Consider the following 15762-nt stretch of genomic DNA (forward strand, 5'->3'; position numbering starts at 1 on the left):
CCCATTGCTAAAGGACTCGTAATTGACAGTCCCGCCCCTTTCATCCCATACCGGTCACCTTAGGAACTCATCCTTACATTTTCATCATCGACAATCGGGAAAGATTGAGAACAATTTCGCCGCTATGTTCGTCTCCAAAAATAGCGTCCCAAAAGTTTTTCTTTTTCGGCAGAACCGCCTCTTCTGTCTCATAAAGTAAATCCACGTCAAGTGGAGCAAGAGAAAACAGTGGATACCGCCGATCATAGATCAGCCCTGCAGGGGGAATTTCATAATTAGTACGGTGATTACTGATGATGACGTGGAGATGCCCATCTCTGACATACATCCCTCCGGAGGTCACCTCCCGTTTCGTAGCGTTCACCGGATGACTGATGTAAAACGTGACCAGTTCCTGGGGAACAGCTAATCCTAAACCCTCCAGCAATCGTGGCACCAATAAATCAATTTCTTCTTTATTGAAAGCCGGCTCAGGATCCGCGAGGCCACGAATCCAGCGAATGGGGCCGGAACGATACTCGCGCACCCGTAATCCGCTCAGGGCCTCGATCATCTGGCGGCGAGACATGGTAGCGGGATGCTCGTTCAAAGTCTGAGGAACATCAGGATCCACCCATGGGGAGACCTCAAGCCGAACAAAAGATGTGGGATTTTCATAGACCAGGTAGGAATAAAATGGGGGAGCAACACATCCCGCGAATAGCCATCCAATAAGCAGGCAACAAAACCAGACGCCGCGCCACGTCTTAGGCATTCGCTTCAGAGACACTCATGGTCATTTCAATTCGTTCAAGAGGATTATCGTTAGCATCCCGCTTGGCACTGACGATTCGATCGACTGTCTCCATACCACTCACCACCTCACCAAACACCGTATATTGACCATCCAAAAAACTGGAATCCGCCACACAAATAAAAAACTGGGAGCCCGCGCTATTGGGATCTTGTGATCTCGCCATCGATAGCGTTCCGCGTTTATGAGGCTTTGAGCTAAATTCCGCATTGACGCGATGGCCTGGACCACCCATTCCATGGCGTGACCGATCGTGATCCTTACTATTGGGATCTCCTCCCTGAATCATAAAGTTGGGAATCACCCGATGAAATGTCGTGCCGTCATAAAACTTCTCCTTGGCTAATTTCAACATATTCTGTACATGGTTAGGCGCGACATCCGGAAAAAGCTTTAAGTGGATATCCCCCCAGGGCTCGCCGTTCACCTGGGTGTGAATAGTGATTGTCTGACCTTCATGAGTTGCGTCGCTCATCATCCCGTCCTTTCCGTTGCACCGATTTATTCATAAGGGCCTTTGGGAACCAACTGGATACCCAATCCCTGGCTAATATTCGTCCAATGCGCACCCCCGTCTTGACTCCGAAATGCTCCGCTACTGGTTCCGGCATATAACTCCCCGGCATTCGATATCGTGAGACTTTGAATAGCCAGATTGGTCAACCCGGTATTCATGTCCATCCATTTTTGCTGATCATTTTTCCAACGAAAAATTCCATTTCCGGTTGCCACAATGACATCTTTCTGATCAGGGACAATACTTCTGATTGAATCGTTGGGAAGATTCCGACTGAGGGAGGACCAGGAATGGCCGCGATCCGTACTCGTGAAAATCCCCCCATCCTGTGTCCCTAAAAAAATGTGTTGCGCCTCATTGACGGCAATGACCCGAAGATAGCGATGCGGCAAACGCTCCCGTGGATCGACAAATATGGACTGGGAGTCCACCCATGTAGAAGGAGAAGATTGTTGAGTCTCCAGATGAAAGAGGCCTTTACCTGAAGTCGCCGCTAACAGCTTGCCATCATCCATGATGGCAAGGCCCGGAACCAGAATCCGATCCAGTCCGGCTCCGACTGTAACCCACTGTTTCTCGGCTTCAACCCACCGATACACCCCGGTTCCTGTTCCCGCATACACGACATCCTGGTGAACCAAAAATGATTTGACTTCCGACTCATGTAATCCGGTTCCAATAGACTCCCACGTCGTCCCCTTGAGTTCAAGCCGATATATTCCACCACGCATTGTCCCGGCATAGATATGCTTCCCAGGAATCACGGCCAAACACAACAAGAAAGGATCAGTCAAGCCTCGATTCAACGGTTCCCAGGATTTCCCCTTATCCTGGCTCCGAAATAGCCCCATTCCAAATGATCCTGCATAGACGACTCCGTCCGGGGTCACCACGAGGGTTTGAATACTGGGGGAAAATCCTTTTTGGGTGTTTTGGGAATCATCCGGATGAAGAGACGGAATATTCGAGACGGAAAACAGCGGAGATGTTAGAGAATGACTTTCTCCAATTCCAGAAAACCCCATAAGCCAGAACGAAGCCACTGTGCCCACAAGACAGTTCCATAAAGGTCTTGGCATTCGGGTCGATTGGTGAACGGGGCTAATCCGTTTAACCTTTTGCTGCATGGTCGGGTGCCTCTCCCTCCTCAGTCGCTTCACACTTCTCCCCCGCCGGCAGAGGAGCACGCCCAAAGACCTTTGCCCCCCAAATGCCGATTTCATATAAAATGATCAACGGGACAGCCATTAATAGCATGGTGAACATTGTCGCATCAGGGGTGATCACCGCAGAAAGAATCAACGCCACCAGAGCCGCATGCTTTCGGAACCTAATGAGGACAGATGATTGAATGACACCCACGCGGGCCAAAAGAGAAAGCACCAGTGGAATTTCAAACGCAAAGCCGAACGCCAGAAGAAATTTGACGTTAAAATCGACATAGGTGCCGACAGCTAATTCTGGAGTAATGGCTCGATCCATGCCAAACGTGACAAAAAAATTGATGACCAACGGTAGGATTACCATATTGCAAAAGCCCAACCCCAGAAGGAAAAACCCCAACCCGAGGAAGAAAAGCGGCACGGCCCATCGTTGCTCTTTCTGAAGCAACGCCGGCTCAATAAATTTCCAAAATTGGTACAGAATGATAGGGACACTGGCAATCACCGCCGCCATAAAAGAAATTTTTATGGAGGCAAATAATGCCTCTGCCGGAGCGTAAAAAATCAGATCATCTTCAAAGGGCCGTTTGAACCAATCGATGAGAATAGAGGAGTAGGAAAATGCTATAACAAAAAACACCATGATCGTGGCTCCCACGATCAGTAACCGGCGTTTTATATCACGAATGTGGCGCTGAAGGGGATGCACCACCGCATTCATGGCCATGGTAGGGGAAAAAGCAGCCATTAGAAAGTGGGACTTAAAGTGCGAAGCAGCCGTTCGGATTATCCAGGTGTTTTGGCATTATCACATGAGGCACGATGTTCACGAATCAGAGCGGCCATTCGATCTTTTTTGCCAAGCTTTTCCTTCTGTAAATGTTTTTTAAGAATCTCTTCCTGAGGAGTCAACACATGGTGTTTCAATAACTGCTGAAGCTCCAGATCCAACCGGTGATGGGATTCCTCCAACTCCTGATATTCCACATTGGATGCCCGCAAATTTTCGGCGATTTGTTCGTCCGTCACCATCGGTGCCCTCCTGTGTTAGTAGTGAATGTTGAACTGGTGACCGTACTTATTTACATTCGGCCGGGATTCCCAGGAGATCATTTTTATCAGATTTGGGCTTGAACAGAGGCTCCAGAATCATAAGGATAGCATCCTCATTTGGATTCGTATAGTAGGAACTTCTTCTGCCATATTCCTTAAATCCAAAGCTCTCATAGAGACGTTTCGCCACCTGATTGGAGTTCCGAACCTCTAACATCCCCCGACAACATCCCTGAGCACTCCCGATGCATAAAGCTTGTAAAATTAACTGCTTAGCCAATCCCTGTCCACGGAAAAGAGGGTGAACCGCCAGATTTAAAAAGCGGGTTTCTTCAAAAATCACCCACACGCAGCAATAGGCCAAAAAGGGAATTTCCTGATGTTCCTTTGGACCTGGAATGACAAGAATGCGGCTAAAGGCATTCCCTTGCAATTCGGCTTCAAAACTTTTTTTCGACCAGGGGACAGAAAAGCAGGACTCTTCCAGACTCACCAATGCGTCCAAATCAGCCAATGTGGCCAATCGAATACCCTCATTGAGTGATAGTTCACTTTCCACGACGGGGTCATTTGTGTCCATGCTTCTACTCCTCTGATCTTACAGAAACAGGTACCCAACAACTCTCACCCGATGGGATCCAAGCTTTTCGTTTTCGATATTTCTGCATACGATGGCTGAATATAATGTGGGGTGCAGCCTAAAGGAAGGAGAGCCCCTCGTGCCAGCAGGACCCGTCCTGCCATGCCAATTCCTTTGGCTGATGGCCATTGCTCATCAGGAGAAGCTTCGACAAGAGAGAATTCTTTTGACAGGAGAGTCGTCCGGTTCTGCATCCACCCATCTCCGAGCACAACGGTCGGCTCGGTCAGACCGCTACAGACCTCAATGATGTCCCCAATTTGTGCCTCTTTCACGCACACCATCTGGTGATTCTCCCATCGGAATAGTGCCCAATACACAATCCCCTGCCGAATACCAATAGTGCTGAGCAGAGGGAGCTCGGTAACAGGATGATTCCAGGCAAGCCCTTCGAGTGTGGAAACCCCAACCAAAGGAATCTGTAAAGCCAGCCGGAAGGCCGTCATCGTCGCCAATCCCACCCGTAATCCGGTGAAGGTCCCCGGTCCTATGGACACTACCAAGCCTTCAAGATTTGATAACTGCAAAGAGACCGAGGATAACAGTTGATCGATGATTGGGATGAGTTGCGGGGTCAAAGGCTGCCCCGACTCACAGGCCAGACTGGCCAACAGCTGTTGGTCCCGAAATACGGCCACACTTTGATGGGAGGTGGCAGATTCTAGAGCTAAAAACAACATAGTGATGGATCCTGACTTACCAATTAGTGGTCGCTTGACACAAAAGGATAACTACGAGGCCGCATTGACGATAAACTCCTGGAAGTGCAGGGTAATGGATCCTCCGCTGGGTCGATAGTCTGTCGCCCGAACCAGAAACGGCAATCGAACCGGAGCGCTTACTTCGCCCGTGGTGACTTTCACCTCTCGATAATCTTCACATTCTACAAACACCACAATGTCATCGAACGAGCGTCGGTATTCAATCGACGTCAGATCCAAGGTCTGGGCATCCACCCAGGTCCGTACGGTGAAATCATCCTGAGATGAGGTAGATGAGGATGAGTTGGCAGCCAGATCAATGCGATAGTGTTCGTTATTTTTCCATACGCGAGCCTCCTCACCGACTACCCCCGAGACTTTACCCAACATGGCATCCAAAGCACGAAGGCTCAGCATCACAGTCTGATCCCAGGGTGAACGCTCCTGCGGTTCATCTACTCTTCCGGTGACCACCTTGTCTTCACCGGATAAATACAGTTCATATTCGTTGCCCCTGCGATGAAAATTCATCACGGGAACACCCATACGGATAAAGGTTTTCAGATCCAAGATATCGGGATGCGCATACGAAACTGTGCCAAGAACGTTTTGGGAAAGCGGCACTCCAGAACCAGAGATGGACGCCTGGAATAGACCTCGAAGGGTGCGAATCGTCAATTCTTTTTGACGTAAGGCTTGGAATACCTCCTGTCGGTCCGCCTCGTCCTCAAGCAGTTGTAATGATCCTTGAAACATTCCGCCGCATCCGACAAGGAACATCAGGGGCAACAAGAACCAGCGACTGACAGCATTCATTATAAAAAATCCGATTGATCACGCCGTTTATGAGGCAGGACTCACAACCGTTTCCCAAATATCCCCAATGTCACGAATCCCAACGACTTCCATGCCAGCCACAGGTTTCCATTGGTGAAGATTCGGCTCAGGAACCACGCAGCGTTGAAACCCTAATTTCATTGCCTCACGAATACGTAAGTCCGCATGTTGCACCGGCCGGACCTCTCCGCCCAACCCGACCTCGCCCATCACGACCAATCTGGGGTCCAACGCTAACTCCCGAAAGCTGGAAAGCACCGCACATACAATGCCCACGTCAACTGTCGGCTCATCAATCCGAAGGCCACCTACCACGTTCACGTACACATCGTACCCGGTAAAGTGCAACCCCAATCGTTTTTCTAGAACCGCCAACAGCAAGGACACCCGATTCACTTCCACTCCCTTGGCCATACGTTTCGGCATAGGATAGGTGGTCTCCGCGACCAGAGCCTGCAACTCAACCAATAAGGGCCGAGACCCTTCTACGCTCGACACCACAATAGTTCCGGCACCATGTCCAATTCGTCCCGTTAAAAACAGTTCGGAGGGATTCCCAACTTCGGTCAGCCCCTCATCCTTCATTTCAAAAACCCCGATTTCATTGGTCGGCCCGAAGCGGTTTTTCACGGCTCGAAGAATTCGATAGCTCTGGCCTTTGTCTCCTTCAAAATACAACACCGTATCGACAATATGTTCCAGAAGCCTTGGCCCGGCAATCACGCCTTCCTTCGTCACATGCCCTATAATAAAGATGGGGATATGCGTCCGCTTGGCATACCACATCAGGCGGCAGCCAACCTCCTGAACCTGGCTGACACTACCTGGCGCGGATGTGAGTTCCTGGGTAAAAACCGTTTGAATGGAATCCACAACAATGACACCGGGATTCATCTGCTCAGCCACTTTAAAAATTTCTTCCAGGGAGGTGGCAGCAGCCACATACAGATTAGGGGATTGAATGCCTATACGATCCGCCCGCATCTTAATTTGCTGAGGTGATTCTTCTCCCGATACATACAACCCGACCTGTTTGGCCGTTCCGAGGGAGGCCAGGGTTTGGAGCAAGAGAGTCGTTTTACCAATTCCCGGATCGCCTCCAATCAAGATAACCGATCCCGGAACCACTCCCCCACCAAGCACTCGATTCAATTCTGCAATACCAGCCTGAAGACGAAACTCCTGAGTCTGCACAATAGAGCTGATTGGGACAGCCTCTGGTGTTCCCTCGGCGACACTTCGCTGTTGAAGGGTTGAAAGGTCTCGATCAACCTCCTCCCGTAAGGAATTCCATTGCGCACACTCCGGACACCGGCCGCTCCAACGGACACCTTGATATCCACATTCCTGACACACAAAACGGGTTTTGGGTCGTGCTGCCTTCACTAAGACGTCTTCCCCACGATCGGTTTGATTATTAAAAAATCATATAGCATTCCCAAATTCCACATCCGATCGTTGGACCGTACGTCGACCGGCTTTTTGCTAACTGTCTCCATCAAAGATGCCGTCGGATACGAGACCAATCATTGAGGATAATGGCCCGGCGTGGAAACCGACCATTGGTCTGTGGTAGCGGTAAAATCACAGTTTGCAAGCGATTTTGAACGAGTACTTCCGCAAAATCTGCCGTGCGCCCGATACCACCACTCACTTTTTCCCAACCCTCTGTTTTCAGATCGTGTATGACTTCGGTCAATGCCGTTGGCGTCTTCGGAAGGATTCTAATCATTCCTGGAGGGAACTGGTGCTCGCGCAACCAATCCTGAATATGTTCAAGATGCCCTCGCCCGGTCAAGTCCAGATACACAAGGTTGTAATAAAATTGCGCGAGCTTGCCCAATTCTGCCGCTGCTGCCGGATGGGCATCTCCTAATATGAGGCCCGGATCCTCATAAAGTTCAGCCGGAGGCGGATCCATGACCAGCTCTCCTTCCACTAACACCGCCAAATCAATTAGCAATATTGGACGACGACGTTCCCAGGATAGGAGGACCCCTTTCCCTTGGATGGCTTCGGTTTTGGAGGGTGTCACCACCTTCACAATGATTGACAAATTCCCCCGCATACTAGGAGTAAAGTCGACCCGAGCCCACCCGTGCGCGTCGGTATTCGCCTGACCAACCGTCCGGCCATGCACAATAAATTCCAAGGGCTGGTCCGGCAAACCAATCTCCCCTTCTGCCTCGGGATTGGTTAAACGTGCCTGTAATTGAATAGGCTTCCCGGGAGATGTTAGCAAATCAGTCACCGACAAATTTGCCGCCTGAGCCAGTGAAGCATTTAGCCCAATCACGGTCACCAATATTCTCAACCCCCAATCCAGCATCACCAACCTCACTAACCTCGTCAGAGGACGATCGCCTTGCTTCATTCTACGGTCTCCATGTGGCTGGCAGATGGTTAAAATAATCCTCTTCCGCGCTTACCAAATGCAAACGCATCGAAGCCCGCCAGAATGGCAAATTGCATATAAATTAGCCAACCTGTCGGCCAGAAAAATTTGGAGATAATCAATAAAAGAATCCCACAGACCAGGAAAATATTCCCGCGTTTGACACCTAAGTACAGATGACCGATGCCCGGTAAAATGGAGAGGGTGGCGGCTCCAAGAGCATGCATGGTCTTTTCACGATCATTCACGAGAGTACCCTTCACAAACCATACCATTGGCCCTCAAGAGAGTTCCAGGGATTAGTATCTGCACGATAAAATGGTTGACGGCACACTCGCAGAAAAGCAAGAAATCTGGATGGGTGCAAAGAGGAGTTCTTCAGGTTAAGTTCCGCTTACGTAATTCTTCCTGGTAGGTTTTTTGATAAAGGACATCCCACTCTTGGGAACCTTCTGGAATCGGCCGTGCATATGATTGTAATCGACTCCGCACTTTTTGAACCAGCTCCTCCTCTGCTTTCATGTGCTCGGCCAGCACGCGCTTCACTTCACGAAGAGCATGAGCGGAATCGCCAATCATCTTGGCCTCGGGCATGTCGGTGACACTAGTCAGAATGACATGCGCAAGATGCGTTTGCTTTTCGTCGCTGAGAATGGGGGTATTCATTTGCAATTCAGTCCTACGGCATTCAAAGTCTATTCTGCCATATACCCTATAAAATGACCCCGCGTTCTTTGATGAGCTTTTGTTTCACCATCGTAAACATTTTCTGATAATCCGCTCGACCTTCTGCAAACTCTCGTTCAAACTGTTTCAACATCTCCCGGACATCCGCATTCAAACGATCTTCCACCTGCAACTCGGATAGAATGGCTGCTTCCAATTTCTGAATCACCACATCCGGTTTTCCTTGAATTTGTAATAATCCACTCGACTGTAATCGTTCAATGACTGAGACGGCCATATGATGTACGCGAACTTTATTGAGTCGCATCAGATTCCTTCAGGAAGCTGTTCCACTCTCATAAGGGACGCCCCTGTGGCCTCCCTCAACACTTTCGGATCACCTATCACTTTTCCAATGACGTTCACCCGATCAGCAGGAACCGGATCATCTCCGAGGCTCATGGGAGTGCGTCCAAAAAAGACCGCCAACATCCCCCCCATGCCCCAAAAAGCCACATCGCCAACTTTTACCTGAGTGGTGGCAACTTCTCGATAGTCTTTGACCCCCGGCATGTTGCAATAAAACTCTTCTCCCCACTGGTTCACGGGGACCTCAATAGGAAGAGCATCGACCACAGCCTGTGCGGTTCGATTCGGTTTAAGTTGTGCAATGACCTGGATCCCACCGATGGTCATTTTAATTTTCTGTGGACGGAATTCCATATATACTCGCTTATGCTACGAATGGAAGAAGATCTCAAGATTGCTTCGAATGTAGCTTGTCCTCTTGGTGAAATCAAGGTTAGAATTAAGCTCTCTTCGCGTTAAGACTCATGTTACAATCCACATTTCTTTTTTTACCCGGCATTGGAGAATCCACTGAACGCCTCTGGTGGGAAGATGGCATTGGCACATGGGACACTTTCCTCGAGAAACCCATCGCTCCCCGCATTTCCCCGTTTCGAAAAGCCCAATACGATGAAGACATTCTGGAAGCACAAAAACAGTGGAAGGCACAGAATTCCCGTTTTTTTACCCGCATCCTGAAAGCACGCGACCACTGGCGTCTTTATCCTAATTTTCGATCTCAGGCAGCGTTTCTGGATATAGAGACAAACGGAATCCCATTACCCGATGGCGAGATTACGGTGGTGGGTATTTTCGGAAAAGGTCGCATGACCACGTTGATTCAGGGAGAAAACTTAACCGGTGAACGCTTGCAGGCGGAATTTGCCTCGTACGATCTTCTCGTGACCTTCTTCGGCTCAGGCTTCGACTTGCCCTTTCTGAAGGCCAAATATCCAGACTTGAGACTGGATCATCCCCATATTGACTTGTGTTTTGCGGCCAGACGTCTCGGATTAAAAGGTGGGCTGAAGGCAATTGAGACCGAAATAGGCTGTTATCGCCCGACTTTGCTGGAAGGATTGACGGGGTGGGATGCGGTTCGTCTGTGGGGAGAGTGGCAACTCGGACAATCGTACTCTAGAGATGTACTCATCCAATACAATGAGGCAGATTGCAAAAACCTGAAGCCTTTGGCCGACCTTATTTACAGCCGTCTGGTCCAACGTCATGGACTCCCTGAAAAAATTGCTTCCCTATGACATCCGCGCAACGCTCTGACAAATGGACCGGCGTCGGACTGACAGACCTTGGTCTGGTTAGAAAACTGAACCAGGATGCCTTTTCACTCGAAAATTCCCTACAATTGTGGGTGTTGGCAGATGGGATGGGCGGACATGCCGGGGGTGAGGTCGCCAGCCAGATTGCGGTCAAAGCCATTCCCGAAGTTGTTCGAACCCAACTCTCGACTGAAACCTCTCTCTACGTTCAACCTGACAAGTTAGAATCGCTGCTGGATCAAGCTCTTGAATCCGCCAATCAACGTATTCGACAGGCAGCAGCAGAGGACGAATCCCTGAAAGGAATGGGAACAACCACTATCGTGGTCGCCATCACGCATTCTCCTACAGGATACCAGGCAAGCGTGGCACATGCCGGCGACAGCCGCGCCTATCTCTTTAGGCAGGGCACACTTTCGCTCTGGACAAAAGATCACACCCTTATGGAGGAACGGTTGGCCCTGAACCTCATTACAGCCAAACAGGTTCGCACTCACCCCCTTCGGCATGTGTTGACCAAAGCCCTTGGAATTGATCCTGAGTTACGACCTACCATTCGGACCTACCCGCTTGAGCCGTTAGATCTCATTCTGATGTGTTCAGACGGACTCACAAAAATGCTGACTGATGAGGAGATTCAAACTATTATCGGCCAGAAAGCCCCACAGGCCGAAGCAATATGCCGAACACTTGTGGATACAGCCAACCGATTAGGTGGAGAAGACAATACAACGGTCCTGTTAATTGGTTTGCACTGAGGAGGGACGTGGAGAATGTTTTTAACGGTGGGGTTTTCGAAACATGGCCGACCATCCAAAATATCCCACTGCATCTTTCATATTCGAAAACCAACGTTGGGCCAGACCCATTGACGGGTTGGTGACGTATTGAAGTGTGAGCACAATCCGCTCTTCTCCAGCCCCCAGCGGCGTAACGGCATGATGCAATTTATCGCCGTTAAAAAAAATAAATGTGCCTGGGTCAGTCAGGAGGGATAATTCTTTAACCTCTCGACCCTGTTCTTTAGTATGTAAACGACAGACCAATCGACTGCTTGATTGATCCTGCAATCCTAATAAAACCGTAAACCGATCGCCCTTATAATACGAGGTATCATAATGATACCCGATATGATCTCCAGCCTCGGTGTAAAAATACAGTGCACAGGAATGGGGATCCTCTTCGGGGCACAGCATTAACGGAACCCCGGCAATTCGGCTCAAGAAGTCGATCCATCCCTGGTGGTGATAGAACGCAAGAATGGCGGGAGCCGACTGCTGCAGAAGATAAAAACTGACACTTCCCCCCTTTTTATGCCCTGGTATAAAGTTTCGATTGATTTGGGGCCGCACGCGCTCTACTTCCCGCATAAATTCCTGAACAACCTGAGTAGGGAACAAATGCTCTAAAGCCAAGAACTCACCCTGCTCCCAATAGTGACGCGTGGCCTCCTCAACCTTGATGACCTGAAGTGTCTCATTCAACAATTGATCAATTTCGGACACCGCTGGATTGAGCATTAGTCACTCTCCTTCATCCCTTCGGACGCCAAACTTTCCGTCTATCCTTTTTTCAATGTCGTCATTAATCATAGCTTATCATGACAACCTTCACATTCTCACCAGGCTATCAAACAATACATCCGCTTGACCTCACCCTGACTGACGTTTTATGGTGCCCATTTTCATCCACGAATTTCCAAGTCGTCTCACAACTTTCTCCTCTGATCAAACACTCTGTCTGGCCTCTATCCATGAAGAACCGACTCCCCTATCGCGATTTAATTCATGGCCAGGATTATTGGATTCAGGATCAGGCCCTTCCCAACGCATTAGAGATTGCCCAACGATGTATGGCCATTCCAACCTGGACCTTGGGATCCCCCTGGCGCCCGGAACCCTGGCCCGGCATGCGAGCTCCTGGAGCTCTGACTCCCGATGAACTGCGCACCGTGGAAAGCTACGTGACCGCACATTTAGGTATTCCCACCCTCACTCCCCAATCGCATAACGCGACAGGACTTTCCGGACACAATCACATTCAGATATGCGGAGGAGCTGAGGGGGTCGCTCGCCCACATGTCGATTCTGCCAGAATTTGTGATTACGCCGCCGTCCTCTACCTCCATCCAAGCCCACCCACATCACATTGCGGCACATCCTTTTACCGGTTGCATCTCCCCGGAGAACCAGCAGACGGCAACTATTGCCCAAAAGATTATGAAAGTCTTAGCGAAGTGCCTGGGTTATCACAGGAAATGGATCCTACCATGTTCAAAGAAATCCTAGAGGTCCCGTATGTCTTTAACCGCCTAGTAGCCTATAAATCGGATCTCATCCATTCTGCAACAGGGTATTTTGGCTGGGACCATGCGTTAGCTTCAAAACGAATGGCTGTGGTGTTTTTTTGGAAAACCTGATCTTGACAATTCTCGAACACAGGAAAAAATTATCCACTCGTTTATGAATGGCTATCCTGAATATAACAAGCTCATTCGAATCTAAATTAGGTTTTGGTAGGTTTCTTTTTTGGCTTTTTGTGAGTGGAGGCTATGTGAGGACTGTTTCCCCGATCCAGCATTTCACCGGCGGTTTTTCTGATAGTTGGAGTTAGCGTGCCTCCTCCCAACATGCGGGCGATTTCAGTTTCCCGATGAACTCCTATGACTTCGTGGACCTTCGTTAGGGTTCGGTCTTCTAGCGTTGTTTTCTCAACCACAAACTGTGCATGAGCCTGAGAGGCAATCTGCGGAAGATGGGTAATACAACACACTTGATGAAATTGAGCCAATTGACGCAATCGACTTCCCATGATTATGCCGGCTTCCCCACCAATTCCACTGTCAATTTCATCGAAAATAACGACAGGCGTCTGATCATTTTCCGCAAACACGGTTTTCAAGGCCAACATAATTCGGGACAATTCTCCACCCGATGCAATCCGGCCCAATGGCATCAGCGGTTCTCCCGGATTGGGAGCCAGTAGCATCTCAACACGATCCATTCCTGTCGGCCCAAATCGATTGTCTCCGTTGGCCATTTCAATATTAACGTGTACCTCCATTGTCGACATTTTAAGAGACGCTAATTCCTGCTTGATCTCTTTGACCAAATGCTTCGCAACTGTTTTCCTCCTGGCCGACAAGTCTTCCGCCAAGGCCTTCATCGATTCATATCGACTGGTCACTTCTGCTTGCAGATACCGCACCTGCTCTTCTCCATTTTGGATCTGCGCTAAATCTTGTTCGAGAGTTTTGGTAAGTTCCACTAATTCTTCGACAGGCTTTCTATATTTCTTTTTCAGCCGCTGAAGACCAGCCAACCGACTATCAATCAGATCCATTCTCTCAGGATCATACTCGATCCGAGTCCGGTAATCCCGAAGGTTATCGGTCACCTCCCGCAACGACATGTTCGCTGCTTCCAACAATGGAACCCAAGACTCACCGTACGCATCAATTTTTGCAAGCTCTTGTACCCACTCAGTCACCTCACCCAGATGATCTAGAACCGATCGTTCGCCTTCATGTAATGCCGTAAAGGCTTGATTCGATAATTCTCCTAATCGACCCCTATGTTTCAACCGATGATATTCCTGACTGAGAGACTCTTCTTCTCCGGACTGCAACTGCATCTTGACGAGCTCGTCATATTGATATTGAAGAATATCTTGCCTATTGGTTTGATCCCGTAACCGGATCACATATTCATCCAAAGCCGCCTTTTTCTGGACCCATTCTTGGTGCATCACCTGATAAGATCCGACAACATCCTCAAGCTTCCCAAAGGCATCCAGCAATTTGAGCTGAGTCTTAGAGGAGAGCAATGATTGCTGATCATGTTGGCCATGGATATCTACCAACTGAGAGCCGATGTCTTGAATCGTTTGAAGAGGGGCAAGTTGCCCATTGAGGAAATTGCGATTCCTTCCCGACCGCGATAACATCCGACGAACGATAAAGTCTTGTTGATCGGGTAGGAGGTATCCCTCCCCTTGCAATCTGCTCGAAAGAGGATGAGTTGGGGGGATGACGAAACAGGCTTCCAGCAAAGCTTCCTCGGCACCAAACCGAATATGCTCGGCGGAGGCTCGTCCCCCGGTGATTAACACCAGAGCATCAATGAGAAGAGATTTTCCAGCCCCTGTCTCCCCCGTCAAGACGAGAAAGCCAGGGGGAAATTCCAAATGGAGTTGATCGATGAGGGCAAAGTTGGAGATACGCAGCTCGGTCAGCATAACACCGAGTCATCGGTCTCGCTGATCAGGCAGGAGACGTGGATTGAGCCAGGAGCGAGTCAATAACTTGTTTGAATTGTTGCTTCGGTCTTGCACCAACAATTTTTTCGACAACTTGGCCACCCTTGAAGAAAAGAATACTTGGGATACTCATGATTTGATATTTACCCGCAACTTCGGGAGCATCATCGGTGTTGAGCTTCATGACTTTAAGTTTTCCCTGATATTCCTGGGCAAGCTCATCGACAATTGGGGCCACCATTTGACAGGGTCCACACCAAACTGCCCAGAAATCTACCATCACCACCTCTGAAGATTTCAGTACTTCCCCGTCCCAATTCGCTGCATCGGCTTTGGCCACTAAATCAGACACTGACTGCCTCCTTGGATAAATACGACAAAATGTCCAGATTGTCTTGGCATCCTAAAACCGCTCTTATCGTACTGTCAACTCACTCAAATACGATTAAGGTATCTTCAGGGAATGGCACCCTGTGTGTTCTGTTTGGCCTCTTCACTCACAGGCAAGGCAGGGAAAGATTCACCATTCCCATTCATCCGGGGTTCCAGTCCACCATGAATCTGGCTTCAATTCACGCCAACGGGTTTGTTGTGCCCACAGTTCATCCGTCCGTGTCCGACTCAACCGATTGGCCATTGCTGCTGTCACATCAAATTGCTGCCGAATGCCTTCATGAATGAGTTCTTGCGCCATACGAGGCATAATATTTGGCGGATCAATGAGATCGAGAATATCCCGTGCGGTCAAATTCAGCGCCAATTGCTCCACTTTCACATAATCCTCCTGCTTTGCCAATGATCCTAAATAGCCATCAATTGCCTCATAGACATAGGCCAAATACACGTATGCTTCAACCGAGGGGTTGCGGTCAATATTTTCTTGGCAAGCCTCTACTGCTCGACGGTAATCTCCGGCCATCAAATACACTTTAGCGTGCGCGAGAGATTGAATAGGCAAGACAGGTGTCTGATCTGACTGAGCCCAACCATTGGAAAGCGGTAACGTACCAAGAAGAATCACTCCCACTCCGAGACACATCATCATTTCCCTTACTCTTTCGCTCACCGACGAAATGCTCATGTTCTCCTCCATCACTAAAGTCGCGCAACAAACA

The 15762-nt window shown here is 49.3% G+C and carries 21 protein-coding genes; 3 read left to right on the plus strand and 18 right to left on the minus strand.

Going from position 1 to position 15762, the window contains the following annotated elements; translation table 11 throughout:
• Positions 1–73: 73 nt before the first annotated feature.
• The 14 genes from PP769_RS15680 to PP769_RS15745 form a co-directional block, all read right to left on the minus strand.
• A complete protein-coding gene (locus tag PP769_RS15680) occupies positions 74–754 on the minus strand; it encodes a hypothetical protein (protein ID WP_312641827.1) in 681 nt (226 codons plus the stop codon).
• Positions 747–1271, minus strand: coding sequence for a peptidylprolyl isomerase (locus tag PP769_RS15685; protein WP_312641829.1), 525 nt, complete (start codon positions 1269–1271; stop codon positions 747–749). Before PP769_RS15685 ends, PP769_RS15680 begins: the two co-directional genes overlap by 8 nt.
• A 23-nt stretch (positions 1272–1294) precedes the next feature.
• Positions 1295–2437: a ligand-binding sensor domain-containing protein gene (locus PP769_RS15690; RefSeq protein ID WP_312641831.1), complete on the minus strand. Its 1143-nt coding sequence runs from the start codon at positions 2435–2437 to the stop codon at positions 1295–1297.
• Positions 2421–3221, minus strand: a complete 801-nt coding sequence (gene tatC, locus PP769_RS15695; protein WP_312641833.1) for a twin-arginine translocase subunit TatC — start codon at positions 3219–3221, stop codon at positions 2421–2423. Before tatC ends, PP769_RS15690 begins: the two co-directional genes overlap by 17 nt.
• A 38-nt stretch (positions 3222–3259) precedes the next feature.
• Positions 3260–3505 (minus strand): DUF465 domain-containing protein, encoded by a 246-nt coding sequence (locus tag PP769_RS15700; RefSeq protein WP_312641835.1) that lies wholly within the window; start codon positions 3503–3505, stop codon positions 3260–3262.
• Positions 3506–3551: 46 nt separating this feature from the next.
• Positions 3552–4106, minus strand: a complete 555-nt coding sequence (rimI, locus tag PP769_RS15705) for a ribosomal protein S18-alanine N-acetyltransferase (protein ID WP_312641837.1) — start codon at positions 4104–4106, stop codon at positions 3552–3554.
• A 44-nt stretch (positions 4107–4150) separates the two neighbouring features.
• Entirely contained in the window at positions 4151–4846 is a 696-nt protein-coding gene (gene tsaB, locus PP769_RS15710) for a tRNA (adenosine(37)-N6)-threonylcarbamoyltransferase complex dimerization subunit type 1 TsaB (protein ID WP_312641839.1), read from the minus strand.
• Between the two features lie 51 nt (positions 4847–4897).
• On the minus strand, positions 4898–5683 hold the full coding sequence (locus PP769_RS15715) for a hypothetical protein (RefSeq protein WP_312641841.1): 786 nt from the start codon (positions 5681–5683) through the stop codon (positions 4898–4900).
• A 27-nt stretch (positions 5684–5710) separates the two neighbouring features.
• Positions 5711–7090 (minus strand): DNA repair protein RadA, encoded by a 1380-nt coding sequence (gene radA, locus PP769_RS15720; RefSeq protein ID WP_312641843.1) that lies wholly within the window; start codon positions 7088–7090, stop codon positions 5711–5713.
• 112 nt (positions 7091–7202) lie between these two features.
• On the minus strand, positions 7203–8078 hold the full coding sequence (locus tag PP769_RS15725; protein WP_312641846.1) for a hypothetical protein: 876 nt from the start codon (positions 8076–8078) through the stop codon (positions 7203–7205).
• Positions 8079–8107: 29 nt separating this feature from the next.
• On the minus strand, positions 8108–8374 hold the full coding sequence (locus PP769_RS15730) for a hypothetical protein (RefSeq protein ID WP_312641848.1): 267 nt from the start codon (positions 8372–8374) through the stop codon (positions 8108–8110).
• A 103-nt stretch (positions 8375–8477) separates the two neighbouring features.
• Positions 8478–8765, minus strand: coding sequence for a DUF507 family protein (locus PP769_RS15735; protein ID WP_312641850.1), 288 nt, complete (start codon positions 8763–8765; stop codon positions 8478–8480).
• Between the two features lie 46 nt (positions 8766–8811).
• Complete coding sequence (locus PP769_RS15740) at positions 8812–9093, minus strand: DUF507 family protein (RefSeq protein WP_312641852.1); 282 nt, start codon at positions 9091–9093, stop codon at positions 8812–8814.
• Positions 9093–9461 carry a cyclophilin-like fold protein gene (locus PP769_RS15745; protein ID WP_312641854.1) on the minus strand — a complete coding sequence of 123 codons (369 nt, stop codon included), beginning with the start codon at positions 9459–9461 and terminating at the stop codon, positions 9093–9095. The genes PP769_RS15740 and PP769_RS15745 overlap by 1 nt, the downstream gene beginning before the upstream one ends.
• A 137-nt stretch (positions 9462–9598) precedes the next feature.
• Between PP769_RS15745 and PP769_RS15750 the strand changes: the two genes are divergently transcribed.
• Both PP769_RS15750 and PP769_RS15755 read left to right on the plus strand, forming a co-directional pair.
• Positions 9599–10372 carry a ribonuclease H-like domain-containing protein gene (locus tag PP769_RS15750; protein WP_312641856.1) on the plus strand — a complete coding sequence of 258 codons (774 nt, stop codon included), beginning with the start codon at positions 9599–9601 and terminating at the stop codon, positions 10370–10372.
• Complete coding sequence (locus tag PP769_RS15755) at positions 10369–11148, plus strand: Stp1/IreP family PP2C-type Ser/Thr phosphatase (RefSeq protein WP_312641858.1); 780 nt, start codon at positions 10369–10371, stop codon at positions 11146–11148. The genes PP769_RS15750 and PP769_RS15755 overlap by 4 nt, the downstream gene beginning before the upstream one ends.
• 21 nt (positions 11149–11169) lie before the next feature.
• Here PP769_RS15755 and PP769_RS15760 read toward each other — a convergent pair whose 3' ends face one another.
• Entirely contained in the window at positions 11170–11910 is a 741-nt protein-coding gene (locus tag PP769_RS15760) for a HalD/BesD family halogenase (protein WP_312641860.1), read from the minus strand.
• Between the two features lie 233 nt (positions 11911–12143).
• On the opposite strand from PP769_RS15760, the gene PP769_RS15765 reads away from it, so the two are divergent.
• Positions 12144–12809, plus strand: coding sequence for a DUF6445 family protein (locus tag PP769_RS15765; RefSeq protein ID WP_312641862.1), 666 nt, complete (start codon positions 12144–12146; stop codon positions 12807–12809).
• A gap of 86 nt (positions 12810–12895) precedes the next feature.
• Here the strand turns inward: PP769_RS15765 and recN are convergent, their stop codons facing one another.
• From recN to PP769_RS15780, 3 genes are all read right to left on the minus strand, one after another.
• Positions 12896–14626: a DNA repair protein RecN gene (gene recN / locus PP769_RS15770; protein WP_312641864.1), complete on the minus strand. Its 1731-nt coding sequence runs from the start codon at positions 14624–14626 to the stop codon at positions 12896–12898.
• A gap of 25 nt (positions 14627–14651) precedes the next feature.
• The gene (gene trxA / locus PP769_RS15775; RefSeq protein WP_312641866.1) at positions 14652–14999 is read right to left on the minus strand and encodes a thioredoxin; all 348 of its coding nucleotides are present in this window, start codon (positions 14997–14999) and stop codon (positions 14652–14654) included.
• Positions 15000–15167: 168 nt separating this feature from the next.
• Positions 15168–15728: a tetratricopeptide repeat protein gene (locus tag PP769_RS15780; protein WP_312641868.1), complete on the minus strand. Its 561-nt coding sequence runs from the start codon at positions 15726–15728 to the stop codon at positions 15168–15170.
• Between the last annotated feature and the right edge of the window lie 34 nt (positions 15729–15762).

Origin of the sequence: Candidatus Nitrospira allomarina, from assembly GCF_032050975.1 — a bacterium.
Taxonomy (GTDB): Bacteria; Nitrospirota; Nitrospiria; order Nitrospirales; family UBA8639; genus Nitrospira_E; species Nitrospira_E allomarina.

Coding starts and splice junctions, on each gene's coding strand:
- PP769_RS15680 (WP_312641827.1), bottom strand. CDS start 754: ATGCCTAAGACGTGGCGCGGCGTCTGGTTTTGTTGCCTGCTTATTGGA.
- PP769_RS15685 (WP_312641829.1), bottom strand. CDS start 1,271: ATGATGAGCGACGCAACTCATGAAGGTCAGACAATCACTATTCACACC.
- PP769_RS15690 (WP_312641831.1), bottom strand. CDS start 2,437: ATGCAGCAAAAGGTTAAACGGATTAGCCCCGTTCACCAATCGACCCGA.
- tatC (WP_312641833.1), bottom strand. CDS start 3,221: ATGGCTGCTTTTTCCCCTACCATGGCCATGAATGCGGTGGTGCATCCC.
- PP769_RS15700 (WP_312641835.1), bottom strand. CDS start 3,505: ATGGTGACGGACGAACAAATCGCCGAAAATTTGCGGGCATCCAATGTG.
- rimI (WP_312641837.1), bottom strand. CDS start 4,106: ATGGACACAAATGACCCCGTCGTGGAAAGTGAACTATCACTCAATGAG.
- tsaB (WP_312641839.1), bottom strand. CDS start 4,846: ATGTTGTTTTTAGCTCTAGAATCTGCCACCTCCCATCAAAGTGTGGCC.
- PP769_RS15715 (WP_312641841.1), bottom strand. CDS start 5,683: ATGAATGCTGTCAGTCGCTGGTTCTTGTTGCCCCTGATGTTCCTTGTC.
- PP769_RS15725 (WP_312641846.1), bottom strand. CDS start 8,078: ATGAAGCAAGGCGATCGTCCTCTGACGAGGTTAGTGAGGTTGGTGATG.
- PP769_RS15730 (WP_312641848.1), bottom strand. CDS start 8,374: ATGGTATGGTTTGTGAAGGGTACTCTCGTGAATGATCGTGAAAAGACC.
- PP769_RS15735 (WP_312641850.1), bottom strand. CDS start 8,765: ATGAATACCCCCATTCTCAGCGACGAAAAGCAAACGCATCTTGCGCAT.
- PP769_RS15740 (WP_312641852.1), bottom strand. CDS start 9,093: ATGCGACTCAATAAAGTTCGCGTACATCATATGGCCGTCTCAGTCATT.
- PP769_RS15745 (WP_312641854.1), bottom strand. CDS start 9,461: ATGACCATCGGTGGGATCCAGGTCATTGCACAACTTAAACCGAATCGA.
- PP769_RS15750 (WP_312641856.1), top strand. CDS start 9,599: ATGTTACAATCCACATTTCTTTTTTTACCCGGCATTGGAGAATCCACT.
- PP769_RS15755 (WP_312641858.1), top strand. CDS start 10,369: ATGACATCCGCGCAACGCTCTGACAAATGGACCGGCGTCGGACTGACA.
- PP769_RS15760 (WP_312641860.1), bottom strand. CDS start 11,910: ATGCTCAATCCAGCGGTGTCCGAAATTGATCAATTGTTGAATGAGACA.
- PP769_RS15765 (WP_312641862.1), top strand. CDS start 12,144: ATGAAGAACCGACTCCCCTATCGCGATTTAATTCATGGCCAGGATTAT.
- recN (WP_312641864.1), bottom strand. CDS start 14,626: ATGCTGACCGAGCTGCGTATCTCCAACTTTGCCCTCATCGATCAACTC.
- PP769_RS15780 (WP_312641868.1), bottom strand. CDS start 15,728: ATGAGCATTTCGTCGGTGAGCGAAAGAGTAAGGGAAATGATGATGTGT.